General features: G+C 33.3%; 14 protein-coding genes. 2 read left to right on the top strand and 12 right to left on the bottom strand.

Annotated elements, in window-relative coordinates; all coding sequences use genetic code 11:
• Positions 1 to 54 precede the first annotated feature (54 nt).
• The 11 genes from LX78_RS02990 to LX78_RS02940 all read right to left on the bottom strand — a co-directional run bounded on the left by LX78_RS02990 (position 55) and on the right by LX78_RS02940 (position 16,047).
• Entirely contained in the window at positions 55 to 2,334 is a 2,280-nt protein-coding gene (locus tag LX78_RS02990; protein ID WP_109681144.1) for an NADP-dependent malic enzyme, read from the bottom strand.
• A gap of 71 nt (positions 2,335 to 2,405) precedes the next feature.
• Positions 2,406 to 3,329 carry a tRNA epoxyqueuosine(34) reductase QueG gene (gene queG, locus LX78_RS02985; RefSeq protein WP_109681143.1) on the bottom strand — a complete coding sequence of 308 codons (924 nt, stop codon included), beginning with the start codon at positions 3,327 to 3,329 and terminating at the stop codon, positions 2,406 to 2,408.
• A 37-nt stretch (positions 3,330 to 3,366) separates the two neighbouring features.
• Entirely contained in the window at positions 3,367 to 4,389 is a 1,023-nt protein-coding gene (ruvB, locus tag LX78_RS02980) for a Holliday junction branch migration DNA helicase RuvB (RefSeq protein WP_109681142.1), read from the bottom strand.
• A gap of 165 nt (positions 4,390 to 4,554) precedes the next feature.
• Positions 4,555 to 6,348 (bottom strand): cytochrome c oxidase subunit I, encoded by a 1,794-nt coding sequence (locus LX78_RS02975; protein ID WP_109681141.1) that lies wholly within the window; start codon positions 6,346 to 6,348, stop codon positions 4,555 to 4,557.
• A gap of 34 nt (positions 6,349 to 6,382) precedes the next feature.
• Positions 6,383 to 7,450, bottom strand: coding sequence for a cytochrome c oxidase subunit II (locus tag LX78_RS02970; RefSeq protein ID WP_109681140.1), 1,068 nt, complete (start codon positions 7,448 to 7,450; stop codon positions 6,383 to 6,385).
• Positions 7,451 to 7,476: 26 nt separating this feature from the next.
• Positions 7,477 to 8,838, bottom strand: a complete 1,362-nt coding sequence (locus LX78_RS02965) for a quinol:cytochrome C oxidoreductase (RefSeq protein ID WP_109681139.1) — start codon at positions 8,836 to 8,838, stop codon at positions 7,477 to 7,479.
• A 24-nt stretch (positions 8,839 to 8,862) separates the two neighbouring features.
• On the bottom strand, positions 8,863 to 9,420 hold the full coding sequence (locus tag LX78_RS02960; RefSeq protein ID WP_170109787.1) for a c-type cytochrome: 558 nt from the start codon (positions 9,418 to 9,420) through the stop codon (positions 8,863 to 8,865).
• Positions 9,421 to 9,429: 9 nt separating this feature from the next.
• Complete coding sequence (locus tag LX78_RS02955) at positions 9,430 to 9,966, bottom strand: DUF3341 domain-containing protein (RefSeq protein ID WP_109681138.1); 537 nt, start codon at positions 9,964 to 9,966, stop codon at positions 9,430 to 9,432.
• Positions 9,967 to 9,969: 3 nt separating this feature from the next.
• The gene (gene nrfD / locus LX78_RS02950) at positions 9,970 to 11,427 is read right to left on the bottom strand and encodes an NrfD/PsrC family molybdoenzyme membrane anchor subunit (RefSeq protein ID WP_109681137.1); all 1,458 of its coding nucleotides are present in this window, start codon (positions 11,425 to 11,427) and stop codon (positions 9,970 to 9,972) included.
• Positions 11,428 to 11,461: 34 nt separating this feature from the next.
• The gene (locus LX78_RS02945; RefSeq protein WP_109681136.1) at positions 11,462 to 14,668 is read right to left on the bottom strand and encodes a TAT-variant-translocated molybdopterin oxidoreductase; all 3,207 of its coding nucleotides are present in this window, start codon (positions 14,666 to 14,668) and stop codon (positions 11,462 to 11,464) included.
• An 86-nt stretch (positions 14,669 to 14,754) separates the two neighbouring features.
• On the bottom strand, positions 14,755 to 16,047 hold the full coding sequence (locus LX78_RS02940) for a c-type cytochrome (RefSeq protein WP_109681360.1): 1,293 nt from the start codon (positions 16,045 to 16,047) through the stop codon (positions 14,755 to 14,757).
• Between the two features lie 214 nt (positions 16,048 to 16,261).
• Between LX78_RS02940 and LX78_RS02935 the strand changes: the two genes are divergently transcribed.
• Together LX78_RS02935 and LX78_RS02930 are read left to right on the top strand one after the other, a co-directional pair.
• Complete coding sequence (locus LX78_RS02935) at positions 16,262 to 16,660, top strand: SPOR domain-containing protein (protein ID WP_109681135.1); 399 nt, start codon at positions 16,262 to 16,264, stop codon at positions 16,658 to 16,660.
• Between the two features lie 87 nt (positions 16,661 to 16,747).
• On the top strand, positions 16,748 to 17,170 hold the full coding sequence (locus LX78_RS02930; RefSeq protein ID WP_109681134.1) for a hypothetical protein: 423 nt from the start codon (positions 16,748 to 16,750) through the stop codon (positions 17,168 to 17,170).
• A 148-nt stretch (positions 17,171 to 17,318) separates the two neighbouring features.
• Here the strand turns inward: LX78_RS02930 and infB are convergent, their stop codons facing one another.
• A complete protein-coding gene (gene infB / locus LX78_RS02925) occupies positions 17,319 to 20,081 on the bottom strand; it encodes a translation initiation factor IF-2 (protein WP_109681133.1) in 2,763 nt (920 codons plus the stop codon).
• Positions 20,082 to 20,086: the final 5 nt, after the last annotated feature.

Here is a 20,086-nt window from a genome sequence, read left to right as displayed (position 1 = left end):
TAATAAAATTATTCGCATTATAAAGCCGTTTATTTTTCTAATACTTCTTTAATTTCAAGTTCTTTTTTTTTCTTTCTGTTGTGCATCTATTACTGCAATGGCAGTCATGTTAACAATTTCGTCTACACTTGCATCTAATTGTAAAATATGAACAGGTTTTCTTAGTCCCATCATTATAGGCCCAATAGAATCTGAATTATTAAGTTCTTTTAAAAGTTTATAAGTAATATTTGCCGATTCAAGATTTGGAAAAATAAGTGTATTTACTTTTTTTCCAGCTAATTTAGAAAAAGGGAAAATGTCTTGAAGCATCTCGCTATTTAAAGCAAAATCTGCTTGAAGTTCCCCATCAACTAATAAATTAGGATGTCTATTGTGCAAATAATTTACTGCTTCACGAACTTTTGTTGCTGTTTGGTTTTTTGATGATCCAAAATTAGAATAGGAAATCATAGCCATAACTGGTTCCATGCCAAACATTTTTACTACACCAGCCGTCATTTGAGCAATTTTTGTTAAATCTTCGGCAGTTGGGTTTATATTAATGGCTGTATCGCTTAAAAACATTGGTCCACGTTTTGTCATCATAATATTTGTGGTAGCTATTCTAGTTGAATCTGGTGCTAAACCTATTAGTTCGAGTACAGGTTTTACAACTGAAGGATACGATCTTGAAAAACCAGAAATCATAGCATCAGCATCTCCTTCATTCACCATCATGGCTGCATAATAATTTCGTTCTCGCATGATATTTTGAGCAGAATATAAAGTCACACCTCTACGCTTACGTTGCTCCCAATACACTTTAGCATAGTTGTTTTTTCTAGCCTCTTCTTCGTCTGATTTTGGGTCTATTATTTCTACATCTGCATCAAATTCAATTTCCTCTTTTAATTTTTCGATTGTTTTTCTTCTTCCTAACAGAATAGGGATTGCAATACCTTCATCATAAACAATTTGAGCAGCTTTTAAAACATCTAGATGATCTGCTTCAGCAAAAACCACTCGTTTTGGATTTAATTTAGCTCTATTAATTAAAAGTCTAACTATTTTATTATCTGAACCTAAACGTTCAAGAAGTTCATCTTTATATTTTTCCCAATTTTCAATTGGCTCTTTAGCTACACCACTTTCCATAGCTGCTTTTGCAACTGCAGGAGGCACTTCGGCAATTAATCTTGGATCGAATGGTTTTGGAATTATATATTCTTTTCCAAATGTTAATCTTGTTTCTCCATAAGCAATATTCACTTGTTCTGGAACAGGCTCTTTAGCTAATTTAGCCAAAGCTTTTACTGCTGCCATTTTCATTTCTTCGTTTATTTTTGTTGCTCTAACATCTAAAGCTCCTCTAAAAATAAACGGAAATCCAAGAACATTATTTACTTGATTAGGATGGTCTGAACGTCCAGTTGCCATAATAATATCCTTTCTAGTTGCAATTGCTAAATCGTATTCTATTTCTGGGTTTGGGTTTGCCATAGCAAAAACTATGGGATTCTTTGCCATTGATTTTAGCATCTCTGGAGAGACAATATCTGCCTTAGAAAGCCCGATAAACACATCTGCTTTTTTCATGGCTTCATCTAGTGTGTCTATCTTTCTATGTGTAGCAAATTCTGCCTTTTCATCAGAAAGATCTTTTCTGTCTTGTCTTATTACACCTTGACTATCGAGCATGACAATATTTTTTCTATTTGCTCCTAAAGCCATGTATAAACGAGTGCAAGAAATTGCTGCTGCTCCTGCTCCACTTACTACTATTTTAATATCTTTAATTTTCTTTTTTGATAACTCTACGGCATTTATTAATGCAGCTGCAGATATAATTGCAGTACCATGTTGGTCGTCATGCATTACTGGAATATCTAACTCTTCTTTTAAACGTCTTTCTATTTCGAAAGCTTCTGGAGCTTTAATATCTTCCAAATTGATTCCACCAAAAGTTGGTGCAATCATTTTTACTGTTTGAATGAATTCTTCAATATTTTCAGTACCAACTTCTATATCGAATACATCTATATCTGCAAATATTTTAAAAAGTAAACCTTTACCTTCCATGACTGGTTTTGAGGCTTCAGGCCCAATATTACCAAGCCCTAAAACTGCTGTTCCATTTGAAATTACAGCTACCAGGTTTCCTTTAGCAGTATACTTATAGACATTATTTACATCTTTAACTATTTCTAAACAAGGCTCAGCTACTCCAGGAGAATAGGCTAAAGACAAGTCTCTTTGTGTTGTATATTTTTTTGTTGGAACTACTTGAATCTTACCAGGTATTGGCTTGGCATGATACACTAAGGCTTCTCTACGTTTACTTTGTTTGCTCATATATGCTATTAATTAAAGCTTTGTTCAAAAAATACTGAACTAACAAATGTAGTAATACTCCAACTTAAAGCCTAATCTTTTAAGAATTTGATATTGCGCGTTAAACCTGAATATTTTGTTCGCTTGACAGCAGATTTTTGAAATACTTTTTTAAAAGTGTCTTCTGTAATATCTTCCCAATCTTTTTTTGTCATAGATAACAATTCTGGATGTGGATTGAATAGAGGTTCATTATGAGCCTTAGAAAAACGGTTCCATGGACATACATCTTGACATACATCGCAACCAAACATCCAGTCATCAAATTTGCCCTTAAATTCTGTAGGAAGATTGTCTTTCAATTCAATAGTAAAATAAGAAATACATTTACTTCCATCTACCACATAAGGTTCTTTAATAGCTTCGGTTGGACATGCGTCAATACATGCAGTACATGTGCCACAATGGTCTGAAGTAATTGAATCGTGCTCCAATTCTAAATCAATTATCAATTCGGCAATAAAATAAAAAGAACCAACTTGTTGAGTCAATAAATTACTGTGCTTTCCAATCCAACCTAATCCAGATTTTGCTGCCCAAGCTTTATCTAAAACAGGTGCAGAATCTACAAAGGCTCGACCTTCTACTTCACCAATCTCATCTTGAATATAATTTAATAATGATTTTAATTTGTCTTTTATTATAAAGTGATAATCTGTTCCATATGCATATTTAGACAGTTTATAACTGTTTTGATTTTGAATGTCTTTTGGGTAATAATTAAGTAATAAGGAAATTACAGATTTAGAATTATCAACCAGTTTTGTTGGGTCTAATCTTTTGTCAAAATGGTTTTCCATATACTGCATTTCACCATGCATATTGTTACTTAACCATTTCTCTAAACGTGGCGCTTCTTCTTCTAAAAATTGCGCCTTACTAATACCACAAGACAAAAAACCGAGGCGTTTGGCTTCGGTCTTAATTAATTCTGTATGCTTTTGTTTAGTGTTCATTTTTGATATACTTCACTTTGCATATAATAGCATCATATTAAAATAAACCTCCTTGAGTTGGGCCTTTTATTTTTCCAAGATGCTTATAAGCTAACTCTGTGACTTCACGTCCACGAGGTGTACGCATTATAAAACCCTGTTGAATTAAAAAGGGCTCGTACACTTCTTCAATGGTTTCGGCACTTTCGCTTACAGCAGTTGCTAGTGTAGTAATACCAACTGGACCTCCTTTGAATTTTTCTATAAGTGTTGTTAGAATCTTATTATCCATTTCATCTAAACCATGAGCGTCTACATGTAAAGCTTCTAATGAAAATCTTGCTATTTTTATATCAATACTTCCGTTTCCTTTAATTTGTGCAAAGTCTCGGACGCGACGTAACAAAGCATTTGCAATTCGAGGTGTTCCTCTACTTCTACCTGCAATTTCTACTGCTGCTTCCATAGAGATTGGTACATTTAAAATAGTTGAACTTCTTTGAACAATAGTGGTTAATAATTCTGTATTATAATATTGAAGTCGACTTTGGATACCAAAACGGGCTCTCATTGGAGCTGTTAATAATCCAGATCGGGTTGTTGCTCCAACTAATGTAAAAGGGTTTAAGTTTATCTGAACAGTTCTAGCGTTTGGTCCAGACTCAATCATGATATCTATTTTGTAGTCTTCCATAGCTGAATATAAATACTCTTCTACTATAGGACTTAATCTATGTATTTCATCTATAAATAAAACATCTCTTTCTTCAAGGTTTGTAAGTAATCCTGCTAAATCTCCTGGTTTATCTAATACTGGTCCAGAGGTTACTTTAATACCAACACTTAGTTCGCTTGCTAAAATATGAGCTAACGTTGTTTTTCCTAAACCAGGTGGACCATGAAATAACGTGTGATCTAAAGCTTCATCTCTTTGATTTGCTGCTTGAACAAATATTTGAAGATTTTCCAACACTTGCTCTTGACCAGTAAAATCTTCAAAAGATAATGGTCTTAACTTTTTTTCAACATCCAGTTCTTCTGGTGTAAAATTCTCACTTGTTGGATCTAGATTATCGTTCATCTTCAGTTCCCATAACAATGGGAATCTCTTTAATTATTAAAATAAAATATTTGCAAATGCAAACCTACAAGGGTTTCTAAGCCTTGCAGGCTGAACTTTCAACAAATATAAACAAAAAGCCTTTCTAATTAGAAAGGCTTCTGTTGTATTATATAAAGATTTTTTTTAATGTTGAAGTTCTTCTTCGCCTTCTTTTAAAGGGACATTTTGCGGAACAAAATCTACATCATGACCTGGTTTGCTATAATCGTAAGCCCAACGGTAAACATGAGGGATTTCGCCTGGCCAGTTACCATGTATGTGTTTTACAGGCGCTGTCCATTCTAATGTAGTTGATCTCCAAGGGTTTTGAGGTGCTTTCTTTCCATAGAAAATACTTACAAAGAAGTTGTATAAAAATACTAATTGAAATATTCCACCAATAATTGCAAACACGGTAATTACTACGTTAACATTTGCTAAATCGTCAAATAATGGAAAGTTTGAATTTGTATAATAACGTCTTGGTAATCCTGCCATTCCAATAAAATGCATAGGGAAGAATACACCATAAGCACAAATTGCTGTTACCCAAAAGTGGATGTATCCTAGATTTTTATTCATCATTCTACCAAACATTCTTGGATACCAATGATAAATTCCAGCAAACATTCCATAAAGAGCAGAAATACCCATTACTAAGTGAAAGTGAGCAACAATAAAATATGTATCATGAATGTTAATATCTAAAGCACTGTCTCCCATTATAATTCCTGTCAACCCACCAGTTATGAATGTAGACACAAAACCAATTGAAAAGAGCATGGCAGTATTCATTTGTATGTTCCCTTTCCATATTGTAGTCATCCAGTTAAAGGATTTTACGGCAGATGGTATTGCAATTAATAAGGTAGTAAATGTAAATACAGATCCTAAGAATGGGTTCATACCTGAGATAAACATGTGGTGACCCCAAACAATGGTCGATAAAAATGCAATGGCTAAAATTGAAGCAATCATTGCACGATAACCAAAAATTGGTTTACGTGAATTTGATGCCATAATTTCTGAAACTATTCCCATTGCTGGTAATATTACAATATATACTTCTGGATGCCCTAAGAACCAAAATAAGTGTTCAAATAAAACTGGAGATCCACCTTGATAATGTAATACTTCACCTTGAATAAATATATCTGACAAGAAGAAGGATGTTCCAAAGCTTCTATCCATTATTAATAATAAGGCTGCAGATAATAATACTGGAAAAGATACTACACCAATAATAGCAGTTACAAAAAACGCCCATATTGTAAGTGGAAGTCTAGTCATAGACATTCCTTTAGTTCTCAAGTTTATTATGGTAACAATATAATTTAACGATCCTAATAATGATGAAGCAATAAATATTGCCATAGATACTAACCATAAAGTCATACCCATTCCAGATCCACCTTGTGCCATTGGTAAGGCACTTAAAGGAGGATATATTGTCCAACCTGCAGCAGCTGGACCAGCTTCTACAAATAAAGAGATAATCATAATAACACTAGAAAGGAAGAATAACCAATATGAAATCATATTTAGGAATCCAGATGCCATATCTCGTGCTCCAATTTGCAATGGAATTAATAGGTTACTAAAAGTACCACTCAATCCAGCTGTTAACACAAAGAATACCATAATGGTACCATGAATAGTTACTAATGCTAAATAAATATCTGCATCCATAACACCTCCTGGTGCCCATTTCCCTAGTAATGCTTCAAACAATACATTTGGTTCTTCTGGCCATGCAATTTGCATACGAAACATTATGGACATTAAAACACCAATAACACCCATTATAGTACCTGTTATAAGATACTGTTTAGAGATCATTTTATGATCCTGACTAAAGATATATTTAGTCATGAATGTTTCCTTATGATGATGTCCGTGATCGTCTTCGTGTGCGTGAGTATCTGCGTGTGTTGACATAATCTATTATATACTTTTTAAAACCGTTTCTTAATTACTTAATTAAAGAATCTTTAAATTCTTTTTGTTCTTTTATCCATGCGTCGTACTCTTCTTGAGTCTCAACAATGATATTCATTTGCATATTATAATGCGATTTTCCACAAATCTTATTACATAACAACAAATAATCAAATTCGTAAGGTTCTAAGGCTGCTTCACCTTTAGCTGCTAATTCTTTACTTTTTTCAGCTCTAATATTATTAATATTAGCCACCTTATCTTTAATTTGTTGTGTTTGTCTCATGTCTGCTGTGGTAATAGTTGGTGTAAAACCAAACTGAGTAACCATACCAGGAACACAGTTCATTTGCGCTCTAAAGTGAGGCATATAAGCAGAGTGTAATACATCTTGAGAACGCATTTTAAACAAGACTGGTTTACCTACTGGTAAATGTAATTCTGAAGTAATTATATCATCTTGTGCATTTGGGTCAGATTCGTCTAGACCTAAAATGTTAGCATTATCTAAGTTAATTAATCTTACATTAGCTTTACCTAATGTGTTATCATTCCCACCATAACGAGCCTTCCAGTTAAACTGTTGTGCATATAATTCTATTATTAATGGATCATCATCTTCATTCACGTTCATGATACTTGTCCAAGTAAATAAACCGTATATAATTAAACCAGCCAATACAATAACTGGAATAATAGTCCAAATGGCTTCTAAGGTATTGTTATCTGCATAGAACAAAGCCTTCTTACCTTTTTCTCCTCTATATTTAAAAGCAAAATAGTGTAATAAATATTGTGTAACGGTTTGTACAATGAAAATAATTACCATAGTAATTATCATCAAATTATCAATTTCAGAACCATGCTCAGATGCTGAATTTGACATTAATGGTAAATCACCCCATTTTACAAAACATACAATGGTAATGATATAAATGAAAGCTAAAAAAGCTAACATTAAATATGCATTTATTTTGTTATCATTATCTGTTGCTATTTGGCTATTTGATGAACCAACCTGGGCTAAATCAAATATTTTAACCATTTGCCATATGGCAACAGCTACAAAAAGTACTATTATTATTGTTAAAAAAGCTGTCATTGTCTTTTCTCTTCTTTAATTAATTTTTAATAATGGAAATTTTCACTTTCCTTTAAGAACGGATTTCTTTTAACTACTAATGGTGCTTTAGTTAAAGCTGTAAATACTATAAATAAAAATAATCCAGCAAATAACATGATAGAGCTTATTTCAGGAATTCCAAACGCCCATCTGTCTCCAACAGTTGCTGGCATAATCATAACATACACATCAATATAATGACCAACTAAGATTACTATTCCAGCCATAACAACAAACCAAGGAATACGTTTGTAATCACTATTCATTAAGACTAGGAATGGGAATACTAAGTTTAACGCGAGCATTCCAAAGAAAAGTCCATTATAATCTTCAATACGAGTAACAAAATATGTTACTTCTTCTGGAATATTTGCGTACCAGATTAACATGAATTGAGAGAACCATAAGTAAGCCCAAAAGATGCTGAAGCCAAACATAAATTTCGCTAAATCATGAATATGACTATCGTTTACAACTTCTAAATATCCTCTAGATTTTAAATAGAGTGAAATAAATGCAATTACAGTAATACCACTAACTGCCATTCCAGCAAAAACATACCATCCAAACAAAGTACTAAACCAGTGAGGATCTACACTCATAATCCAGTCCCAAGACATAATAGATTCTGTATAAATAAAGAATACTAAAAATGCTGCAGAAATACGGAAGGTTTTCTTAAAGTTACTGTTATCATCAGATTTATCTTGAGCAATTGTAAATTTACGTGCAAAGAATCTATAGATACTCCAGCCTGCAATAAAGATTAATCCTCTTACTGCAAACCATCCTATATTTAACCAACCTGCTTTACCTTGTAATAATTTATCATGAGCAACTACATCTGGATCCATCCATATAAAAATGTTATAGTGTCCAATTGTTCCTGAAGCTATTGCAATAGCTAAAACAATAAGTCCTCCAGGTAATACATAAGCTGTAATTCCTTCCATAACCCTAAACAGAACTGGAGACCAACCTGCTTGAGATGCAAACTGTATAGCATAAAATGCTAATACACCAAGTGCAATCATGAAGAAGAAAAATGCTGCTACATATAATGCAGACCAAGGTCTATTTGCAATTTGATGTTGTACATGTTCTACATGCTCTTTATGAGCATCTACGTGAGATTCTTCACCATGTGATTCTTGTGCATGATCTTCACTAGCCACTACATCTTGTGATGCTGTTTCATGTGTAGCTTCTTCAGCATGTCCTCCACCATGAGATGATTCTTGTGCTAACATGGTTTCAACGTCTTCAAAAGATTTATGAGATGTCATAAAACCATATCCTACACCTAATAGTCCTAAAATTATTAAGGCTATAGAAAATGTCTTTAATTTATTTGAGATTGTGTACATATCTATATTTAATCTTTATCTTTCTTACTTTTCTAATTTAGCTTTTAAGTCTAATACATAAGCTACTACTTGCCAACTTTCTTCTTCGCTTAGTTGATTTGCATAAGAACCCATGGTATTTTTACCATAATAAATAGAATGATAAATACTACCTTCTGTAATAGATCTTCCTATATCATCATATCTTGGTATCCCTAATATTTTTTCTCTTTTCACAAGTTGTCCTTGTCCATCTCCTTTTGTACCATGGCAAATGCCACAATAAATATCATAAAGAATTTTAGCTTCTTCTAAGTTAACTTGAGTTAAATCTATTGGACTCTTTAAATTTTCTTTTGCTAATAGAAAATCTTCGATTGTATTTGAATATTCAAATGGCATATAACCTCTAGCAATAGTTCCTTCTACAGGCAATTGCGCTTCAATACCACTTCTAAATGCTTGAGATTCAGAATATGTTTCATAACCTACAGATTCATACATGTTTGGCATGAATTGATAATTAGGTCTTGAATCATCCATACAAGATACAAATGATATGAACACTAATCCTATAACCGTTATTTTTATTAAGCTCTTCATATTACTATATTAATGTGCTTCTTCTTTTTCAATTAATCTAATTTCTACTGCTCCAGTTTCTTTAAGTAAGCTATCTAACTCCTTTTCATTACCATGAACTGCAATTTCCATTAAAAAGTGGTCGTCTGTAGTTCTTGGGTCTGGATTTTCAGCTTTTTTAAATGGCCACATTCTACTGCGTAAATAAAATGTAATTACCATTAAATGGGCAGCAAAGAATACGGTTAGCTCAAACATAATTGGCACAAATGCTGGCATGTTTTCTATGTAGCTAAAACTTGGTTTACCACCTATGTTTTGAGGCCAATCAGATATCATGATAAAATCCATCATGACAATAGAAACAATTAAACCTATACATCCATAAATAAAAGATGCAATTGCAATACGTGTTGGAGCTAATCCCATAGCCTTGTCTAGTCCGTGAACTGGAAAAGGTGTATATATTTCTTCAATGTGATGTTTCTCTGCTTTTACTTTTTTAACAGCATTCATTAATACATCATCATCTGTATAAATAGCGTGAATTACTTTTGAAGTTTCCATATGCTACTCGTCGTTTTTTGTTTTGTTAACTTGGCTTCCAGAAGTTCTTTCATCAACTCCTGTTCCTACTAAACTATCTCCTCTTTCTCTAATCTTTTTATATCTATCACCTGAAGATTTTAAAATAGTTTTCACCTCAGCTTGAGCAATTACTGGGAATGTTCTTGCGTATAATAAAAATAACACAAAGAAGAATCCAATAGTTCCAATAAAGATACCTATATCTACAAATGTAGGAGAGAACATAGTCCAAGAAGATGGTAAGTAATCTCTGTGTAATGATGTTACAATAATTACAAAACGCTCGAACCACATACCAATATTTACTACAATTGAGATAAAGAATGAGAACATAATACTTGTTCTTAATTTCTTAAACCACATAAACTGTGGAGAGAATACGTTACAAGACATCATAGCCCAATATGCCCACCAATAAGGTCCTGTTGCTCTATTTAAGAATGCATATTGTTCGTATTCTACACCAGAATACCAAGCAATAAATAATTCAGTAATATAAGCCACACCTACTATAGAACCTGTAATCATAATTACGATGTTCATTAATTCTATATGCTGCACAGTAATATAGTCTTCAAGATTACACACTTTTCTCATAATAATAAGAAGTGTGTTTACCATGGCAAATCCTGAGAAAACGGCTCCTGCAACAAAGTAAGGAGGGAAAATAGTAGTATGCCATCCTGGTATAACTGAAGTTGCGAAATCGAAAGATACAATAGTATGTACTGAAAGTACTAAAGGTGTTGCTAAACCAGCAAGTACCAATGATACTTCTTCAAAACGTTGCCAATCTTTTGCTCTTCCAGACCAACCAAAACTTAATAATGAATATATTTTCTTTTGGAAAGGCTTGATTGCTCTATCTCTTAACATTGCAAAATCTGGTAATAATCCTGTCCACCAGAATACTAATGATACAGATAGATATGTTGATATTGCAAATACATCCCAAAGTAATGGTGAGTTAAAATTTACCCAAAGAGAGCCAAATTGATTTGGTATTGGTAAAACCCAATATCCTAACCATGGACGACCCATGTGAATAATAGGGAATAAACCAGCTTGAACAACTGAGAAAATTGTCATTGCTTCTGCAGAACGGTTAATTGCCATTCTCCATTTTTGACGGAATAATAGAAGTACAGCAGAAATTAATGTTCCTGCATGTCCAATACCAACCCACCAAACGAAATTGGTAATATCCCAAGCCCAACCTACGGTCTTATTTAAACCCCAAGTTCCGATACCTGTTGATATTGTATAAATGATACATCCTATTCCCCAAAGAAAAGCTACTAGTGCAATAGAAAAAACTATCCACCAAGATTTGTTTGCTTTACCTTCAACAGGTCTTGCTACATCCACAGATACATCGTGGTATGATTTTTCGCCTGTAACTAAAGGTCTTCTAATAGGTGCTTCGTAATGAGACGCCATAATCCTTTTATAATTATTTTCTTAATTCGTTTTATTATGCTTCGGTTGTATTTCTCACTTTAGTATGATACTGCACGTTAGGCTTAGTACCAACACTTTCTAATAAATGATACATACGATTATCTTCTAAAAGTTTTGCAACTTTACTGTCTTTATCATTGATATCTCCAAATACCATTGCTCCATTACTACAAGCAGAAGAACATGCTGTTTGGAATTCACCATCTTTAATTTCACGTCCATCACGTTTAGCATCTAGAATGGTTTTTTGTGTTTTTTGAATACACATAGAACATTTTTCCATGACTCCACGAGAACGAACAACAACATCTGGATTTAATACCATACGTCCTAAATCATCATTCATATAGTAATCAAACTCATCGTTTTGTGAGTATAAGAACCAGTTGAAACGACGCACTTTATAAGGACAGTTGTTTGCACAATATCTTGTACCTACACAACGGTTATAAGCCATATGGTTTTGACCTTGACGACCATGCGATGTTGCAGCAACTGGACAAACAGTTTCGCAAGGTGCATGATTACAGTGTTGACACATTACAGGTTGGAATGCCACTTGAGGATTCTCTGAAGCTTGTTCCATTTCGCCAAATTCACTTAATGAACTTCCTAATCCAGAAATATTTTCTTTTTTAGCATTATCTCCATCAAAAGATTCTTCAGAAGAGTAATATCTATCAATACGCAACCAGTGCATATCTCTACTTTTACGCACTTCTTCTTTTCCAACAACAGGCACATTATTTTCTGCATGACAAGCAATCACACAAGCACCACATCCAGTACAGGCATTTAAGTCAATAGATAAATTAAAATGATGTCCTATTGAACGATCAAATTCATCCCATAAATCTACATCAGGAGAACTTACTGGTGTATCAACGTGATTTAATGATACAACAGGTACAGCATTCCAAACAGATTTATCTTTTGTATTAAAAATTTCTAAAGTGGTTTCTTTAATAATATCTCCACGACCCATTAAAGTGTTGTGTAGTTGTACAGAAGCAAATTCGTGCATACCTGAAGCAGCTGTAACATTTACATTTTGTACATTATTAAAATCTTGGCATAAAACATAAGCATTTACACCAGTCTTCATTTCATTTTTTAAACCAGTAGTTCTACCGTAACCAAACGCTAAACCAACAGATCCTTTAGCTTGTCCTGGTTGAATCATTACTGGCACATTCTCTAAAGTTGTTCCGTTTACAGTTACGTTTGCATAGCTACCATTTAAACCACCATCAGCACTATGATCATTTCTTAGACCTAATGCTTCTGCATCTGTTATGGAAACTGTTAAATAATTATCCCAAGATGTTCTTGTTAATGGATCTGGAAACTCTTGTAACCATGGGTTATTGGCTTGTTGACCATCTCCCATTCCAACTTTAGTATATAATGTTAACTCAAAACCTTCAGGTAAAGTTGAAGAAGCTAATGCTCTTGCAGCTTGACCACCTTTAGCAACTGGTGCAGTAGTAGTTTCTTCAATAACAATTTCATCATCTTTCTTAATTCCTAGACCCTGTGCAACATCTTCAATAATACCTCCAACAAATGTTTTATCATCTTCTGAAGTTGTGTTAGTTTCACTTTCACTTGAAGTAGCTAAAGTCATGTTTCCGTTAGAAACAAAAACACCATCGTGTAATGCTTGACTAAATGATGCTCCTCCTAAAATACTTTCGTTCCAAGTTTGTTTTATGTAATCATGGTAAGAAATATCGTTCCCTATCCAATTTAATAAAGCGTCTTGAAATTGTTTTGTATCGAATAACGGACGAATTGTTGGTTGCATTAATGCAAAATGTCCTTTTTTCAATTCAACGTCTCCCCAAGATTCTAAATAATGAGGTGCTGCAGCAATATATTGAGTTTGTGTAGATGTTTCGTCTGCTTTCATTGAGAAAGTAACAGATAAATCTGTTTGAGCTAAACCTTCTGCAAAATCTGCTGCATTTGGTAATGTATAAAGTGGATTTACGCCACTCATGATAATAGCGCCAACTTTGCCTGCTTTCATATCAGCAACTAAAGTATTTACTTTTTTATCATTTCCTTGTCTTGTTTTTATTGGTGTAGAAGCATCAAAAGCTTTAGATTTTAAATATTCATTAATTTCTAAAACAACTGTTTGTGCATTTACATCTTGAATACCAGTAACTACAACTGCTTTGTTCCCTGAATTCTTAAGTTGAGTTGCTGCTTTGCTTACTGCATCTAATATATGCTCTGGCAAATCTACAGAAATAGATCCTCCTACAACTTCACTATATAATTTAGCTAAAGCTAATTTTTGTTGACTTGGTTTTAATGGTACACGTTTATCTGCATTAGCTCCAGTTAAAGACATATTAGACTCAAACTGAATGTGACGAGACATTTTTCCTTTTGTAGGTATGCGTCCAGCTGAATAGCCAGTATCGAACCCTCCTCCTTGCCAATCGCTAAGGAAATCTGCTCCAACAGAAACAATAGTTTCAGCTTTAGAGAAATCGTAATTAGCTAATGCTCTTTCATTATATTTTGCTTGATAAGCATCTAGTGCTGCAGATTCTGAAACAGCATCATATATAACATGGTTTACATTACCATATTTTTGTTTGAATTCAGCTATCAATTTTGATGTAGAAGGACTAGCAAATGTTTGTGTTAATAAAACAATTTGCTTTCCAGAACCACTTAAAGCAGTTAGTTTTTGACTTACCTCAGCATTTAAATCTTCCCAAGAAACATAACTATCTCCTTTAACAGGACCTTGCATTCTCAAACTGTCGTACAATCCTAAAACAGATGCATTTACCCTAGCATTTGCTCCACCATTAGTGGATGCCATAGTATTGTTTTCAATTTTAATTGGACGACCTTCACGAGTTTTAACTAATACACTCGCAAAATCAAAACCATCTGCAATAGTTGTTGCATAGTAATTTGCTACACCTGGAACTATTTCTTCTGGTTGCACTACATAAGGAATTGATTTAATAACTGGTCCTTCACAGGCTGCTAAAGATGCAGCAGCTGTACTAAAACCAACATATTTTAAGAAATCACGACGCGTTGTTTTAGAGCTCTCTAACGATTCTTTATTCCCTAAAAACTCATCAGTAGGAATCTCTTCAACAAACTCGTTTTGTTGTAGCGTCTCAACAATAGAGCTATTCTCTTTTAGCTCTTCAACACTTTTCCAGTATTTCTTGTTTGATGACATATTATATAATTGAATTACTTCTTAATTTATTTTTGTTTCTCTTTTAAGTGATTTCCATTGTTATGGAAATTTCTAAAATCTAATTATTAGTAATGGCATTTACCACATTCTAATCCACCCATTTGAGCTACTGTAAGCTGGTCTACACCATACTTTTTAGATAACTCTTCATGTATTTTAGTATAATAAGCATTGTCTTTTACTTTCACATTTGTATCTCTGTGACAGTTAACACACCATCCCATTGTTAATGGAGCATATTGCGAAACTATTTCCATTTCTTCTACAGGTCCATGACATGTTTGACATTCAATTCCTGCAACAGTTACGTGTTGTGAGTGATTAAAATATGCGAAATCTGGTAAATTATGAATTCTTACCCATTTAACAGGTTGCTCTTCTCCAGTATATTTTTGTTCTTCATCACTCCAACCAGCTGCAGCATATAATTTTTTGATTTCTCCATCGTAGAATTCTTTGCTGTATTCTTCAGTTGCAGTAGATTCAGCAACTTCATAAATTGATTTGTGACAATTCATACATACATTTAAAGATGGAATTCCAGATGTTTTACTAACTCTTGCAGAAGAGTGACAGTATTTACAATCTATTCCATTATCTCCAGCATGTATTTTATGCGAATAGTGAATTGGTTGTACTGGTTGGTATCCTTGATCCACACCAATTTGCATCATATAACCATATAAATAATAACCACTTGCTAATAATAAGAAAATAGCAGTAACTAAAACTAAAAATTGATTTTGAACAAATGCCTTCCAGATAGGAGTTCCTTTTGTTTCAGAAACATCTACACCTTTAGCCTCTGCAAAACGATTTAATGTACGTCTTACTAACAATAAGGCCATTGCTAAAAGTGCAAACAACAGTCCTAGTGCTCCTAAAATTATTTTGTTTGAAATTCCAGACCCTGATGATGCTTGTCCACCTGAAGAAACAGCACCAGCAACTTGTGCAGGAACTACAGCTTCTTGTTCTGTATAAGCTAAAAGATCGTTTATGTCTTCGTCTGATAATTGAGGAAAAGCTGTCATAGCTGCTCCACTGTACTCGTCATAAATCTTAGTTGCATATGCATCTCCAGCTTTAATTAAAGCTGAACTGTTACGAATCCAGGCTGCTAGCCATTCTCTATCTAAACCTTGTTCATCTGCCAAACGTTGCTCTATATGACGAAGAGCAGGACCTGTCATTTTCTTGTCTAATTTATGACAAGCAGCACAATTGGCATTAAATAAAGATTTTCCTTTTTCTGGATCGCCATCTTGAGCGAAAATTGAAGTTGAAATTGTTAGAATAAAAACTAAACTTAATTTAAGAATATTTCTGCCTAACTTACGGTTACTCACCTGTTTCATATTAATGGTTGAATTAACGTCTAAACTTTGGTATGATTTTTTCACTTAGTGTGAATGAAAAATACAATTATAAAATCTCTCGCAAAAGTAACATTTAAAGTCGATTTTGAAAATGTTAGAGAAGTGTTAATTGGTAATTTAGAGGAATTCTAAATAATAATTAGCTATAAAATTTAGTTTATAAGACATACATTTGCATTAAATATTGTTGAAAATGAAAACATTGAACATTAAAATAAGCACATTTACAGTTGTTTGCATACTTTTTTTAACCAACCTTAGTTTTGGGCAACAAGGCACAGTTACAATTAATCAAGATAAGGATATTGATAAATTATTGGCAATAAAGAAAGAAATGAATGAATCTGAAGACACTTCAGATAGATATAGGATTCAAATTTATTCAGGAAATAGGTCTGAAGCCGAAAAAGCACAAAGCACTTTTAAAAGCTTGAATATAGACTTACCTTCTAAATTAGTATACGAAACTCCTAATTACAAAATATGGGTTGGTAATTTTAGAGACAGACTGGAAGCAGATAGAGCGCTAAAAAAAGTAAAAACTAAATTTCCTACTGCTTTTAGGTTTAAGCCTAAAAAAGAGAAGGAATAGGCTTGATGGTGTTTTAGATACTCTTTATGCATTCATAATATGTCATGAAACATATGAAAATCAAATATAGGAAATAACAAATAAATTATGAATTCAATAAAAATTACTTTATCCATCTTTCTTTTTACTTTAGTCACCACTGCTTATGGGCAAAATATAAAAATCAAAAAGGATGTAATTACAATTGATGATCAGCTATTTGGAATAATTGAAGACGACAAATCTGTGAGAGGTTCCTTTTACATAAATGGCACAAATGAAAACAATCTTCTATACTTCAAATGGGTTGTTTATGGCAGTTTAAATTATTATGAAATTTATGAAGCTAATAATTTAGACAATATTCTCTTTGAAGAAAATGCTGTAATGGGATTCAAAAAATATATGGTTAAGAGATTATTTAACGCAGGTGTACTAACTCCTTCAGGAATTGATGAGGATAAACTATCTGATTTTTCTAAAAAAATGGGAAAAGAATTTACCCGAATAAGAGAAAACGGAAAGAACTAAAAACATTGTCAAATTAAATTCTAAGTTAAAAAAACAAGTAAATTTAGAAACCTGTATAAGATCAGTTAGGCATAATTTTAATTACATAAAATATTAAAACCAAAAACAGCGACCAATTGGTCGCTGTTTTTTTATGTGTAATTATAAATTATTTTAATTTCTTTTTAACTTCTACTTCATGGTAAGCTTCTATAACATCGCCTTCTTTAATATCGTTGTAGTTTTTAATTTGCATACCACAATCGTATCCTTTAGCAACTTCTTTTACATCGTCTTTAAAACGTTTTAATGATGATAATTCACCTGTGTAAACAACTACACCATCACGAATTAAACGAATACCAGAATTTCTAAAGATTTTACCTGTAATTACCATACAACCAGCAATACTTCCAATTTTAGAAACTTTAAAGATTTCTCTAATTTCTGCAGTTCCAGTAATTTCTTCTTTAAGTTCTGGAGATAACATACCTTCCATAGCATCTTTAAGATCGTTAATAGCATCGTAAATAATCGAGTACATTCTAATATCGATTTCTTCCTTATCTGCTATTTGACGTGCGTTACCCATTGGTCTCACATTAAATCCGATGATAATAGCATCAGACGCTGTTGCTAATAACACATCACTTTCTGTAATTGGCCCTACACCTTTATGGATAATATTTACTTGAATTTCTTCAGTAGATAATTTCTGGAAAGAATCTGTTAATGCTTCAACAGAACCATCTACATCTCCTTTAAGAATAATATTTAATTCTTGGAAATCTCCAAGAGCAATACGTCTTCCAATTTCATCAAGTGTAATATGACGTTGCGTTCTAACTGATTGCTCACGTTGTAATTGTGTACGTTTAGTAGCAATTTGTTTGGCTTCACGTTCGTCTTCAAAGACACTAAATTTATCACCTGCTTGAGGCGCACCATCTAATCCTAATATAGATACTGGAGTTGATGGACCAGCTTCTTTTACTTCGTGACCACGTTCGTCGTGCATGGCTTTTACTTTACCACTATTTTTTCCAGCAAGAACATAATCTCCAACTTTTAAAGTTCCAGCTTGTACAAGAATTGTAGATACATAACCACGACCTTTGTCTAAGAATGCTTCTACTACAGTTCCAACAGCAGCTTTATTTGGATTTGCTTTAAGCTCTAATAATTCAGCTTCAAGTAATACCTTTTCTAATAATTCGTTAACTCCAGTACCAACTTTAGCTGAAATATCATGAGATTGAATTTTACCTCCCCAATCTTCTACTAATAAATTCATACTAGCTAAACCTTCTTTAATCTTATCTGGGTTTGCTGTTGGTCTATCTATTTTATTAATTGCAAAAACAATAGGTACTCCTGCAGCTTGAGCATGAGCAATTGCTTCTTTAGTTTGAGGCATGATATCATCGTCTGCTGCTACAACAATAATTGCTATATCTGTAACTTGAGCACCACGAGCACGCATAGCTGTAAATGCTTCGTGACCAGGTGTATCTAAAAAGGCAATTTTTTGTCCTCCTTCTAATTGTACTCCATAAGCTCCAATATGTTGTGTAATTCCACCAGATTCTCCAGCAATAACATTTTCTTGACGTATGTAATCTAAAAGGGATGTTTTACCATGATCTACGTGACCCATTACTGTTACAATTGGTGCACGTTCTATTAAATCTTCAGGTTTGTCTTCTACTTTTTCAATAGACTCTTCAATATCTGATGTTACAAATTCTACTTGGTAACCAAATTCATCTGCTACAATGGCAAGGGTTTCAGCATCTAATCGTTGGTTCATGGTAACCATCATTCCAAGAGACATACAAGCTGAAATAATTTGTGTAACAGAAACATCCATCATGGTTGCTACTTCACTAGCCGTAACAAATTCTGTTACTTTTAATATTTTACTTTCGGCAGCTTCTAATTTCTGATCAATTTCAGTTTGTTCTCTATGTTGGTCTCTTTTATCTCTACGATATTTAGCACCTTTACCTTTATTAGACTTTCCTTGTAGTTTTTCTAGTGTTTCACGAACTTGTTTTTGAACTTCTTCTTCACTAGGCTCTTCTTTAACTATATTTCTTCTTCCTTTTCCTGCTCCAGGTTTGCCTTTAAACCTGTCGTTTCCTCCTCTTGGAGCATTAGCATTTCCTGTTCCAGGCGCTCCAACTTTACTTATACGACGACGCTTTTTCTTGTTAGCAGAAACAGCTTTATCATCTTTCTTTTTTTCCTCTTTTTTCTTCTTAGGCTTATTAAATTGCGTTAAATCTATTTTATCTCCAGCAATTTTTGGACCTGTAAGTTTTTGGTATTGCGTTTTTAATTTCTCGTCTTCAATTGGAGTTTCTTCCTTAGTTGATTCTACCTCTTTAGGAGCCACTTCTTTTGCAGGAGTTTTAGGCTCTTCTTTTTTAGTTGGTTTTTCTTCAACTTTTACTTCAACTTTTTCTTGAACCTTTTCCTCAACTTTCTCTTTAGGTTTTTCTTCGACAGCTTTTTCTTCTACTTTCTTTTCAGGAGTTTCTACAGCTTTCTTTTTTGGCTCTAAATCTATTTTTCCAACCTGTTTTGGTCCAGAAAGGGTAGATTTCGCCTTTACAACTTCAGCTTCTTTTGCTGCAGCTATAGCTTCTCTTTTTGCTCTTTCCTTCTCTTTTTCTTCAATTTCACGTTCGCGCTGTTCCTTCAAGGCTTCTTTCTCCTTTTGCTTTGCTTCACTAACTTCTTGAGATGCCATTTTTTTATTAGCATCTGTTTGAAATTCATCTGAAAGGACTTGGTAAACCTCGTCTGAAATTTTTGTAGTTGGACGTTTCTCTATCTCGATGCCTTTGGTATCTAAATACTCAACTGCACGATCTAAAGAAATGTTTAGCTCACGTAATACTTTATTTAATCTAATAGTTTCAGCCATAAATT

Source organism: Xanthomarina spongicola (assembly GCF_003148645.1).
In the GTDB taxonomy this organism is placed as follows: domain Bacteria; phylum Bacteroidota; class Bacteroidia; order Flavobacteriales; family Flavobacteriaceae; genus Xanthomarina; species Xanthomarina spongicola.
This window is presented reverse-complemented; position numbering and strand designations above follow the sequence as displayed.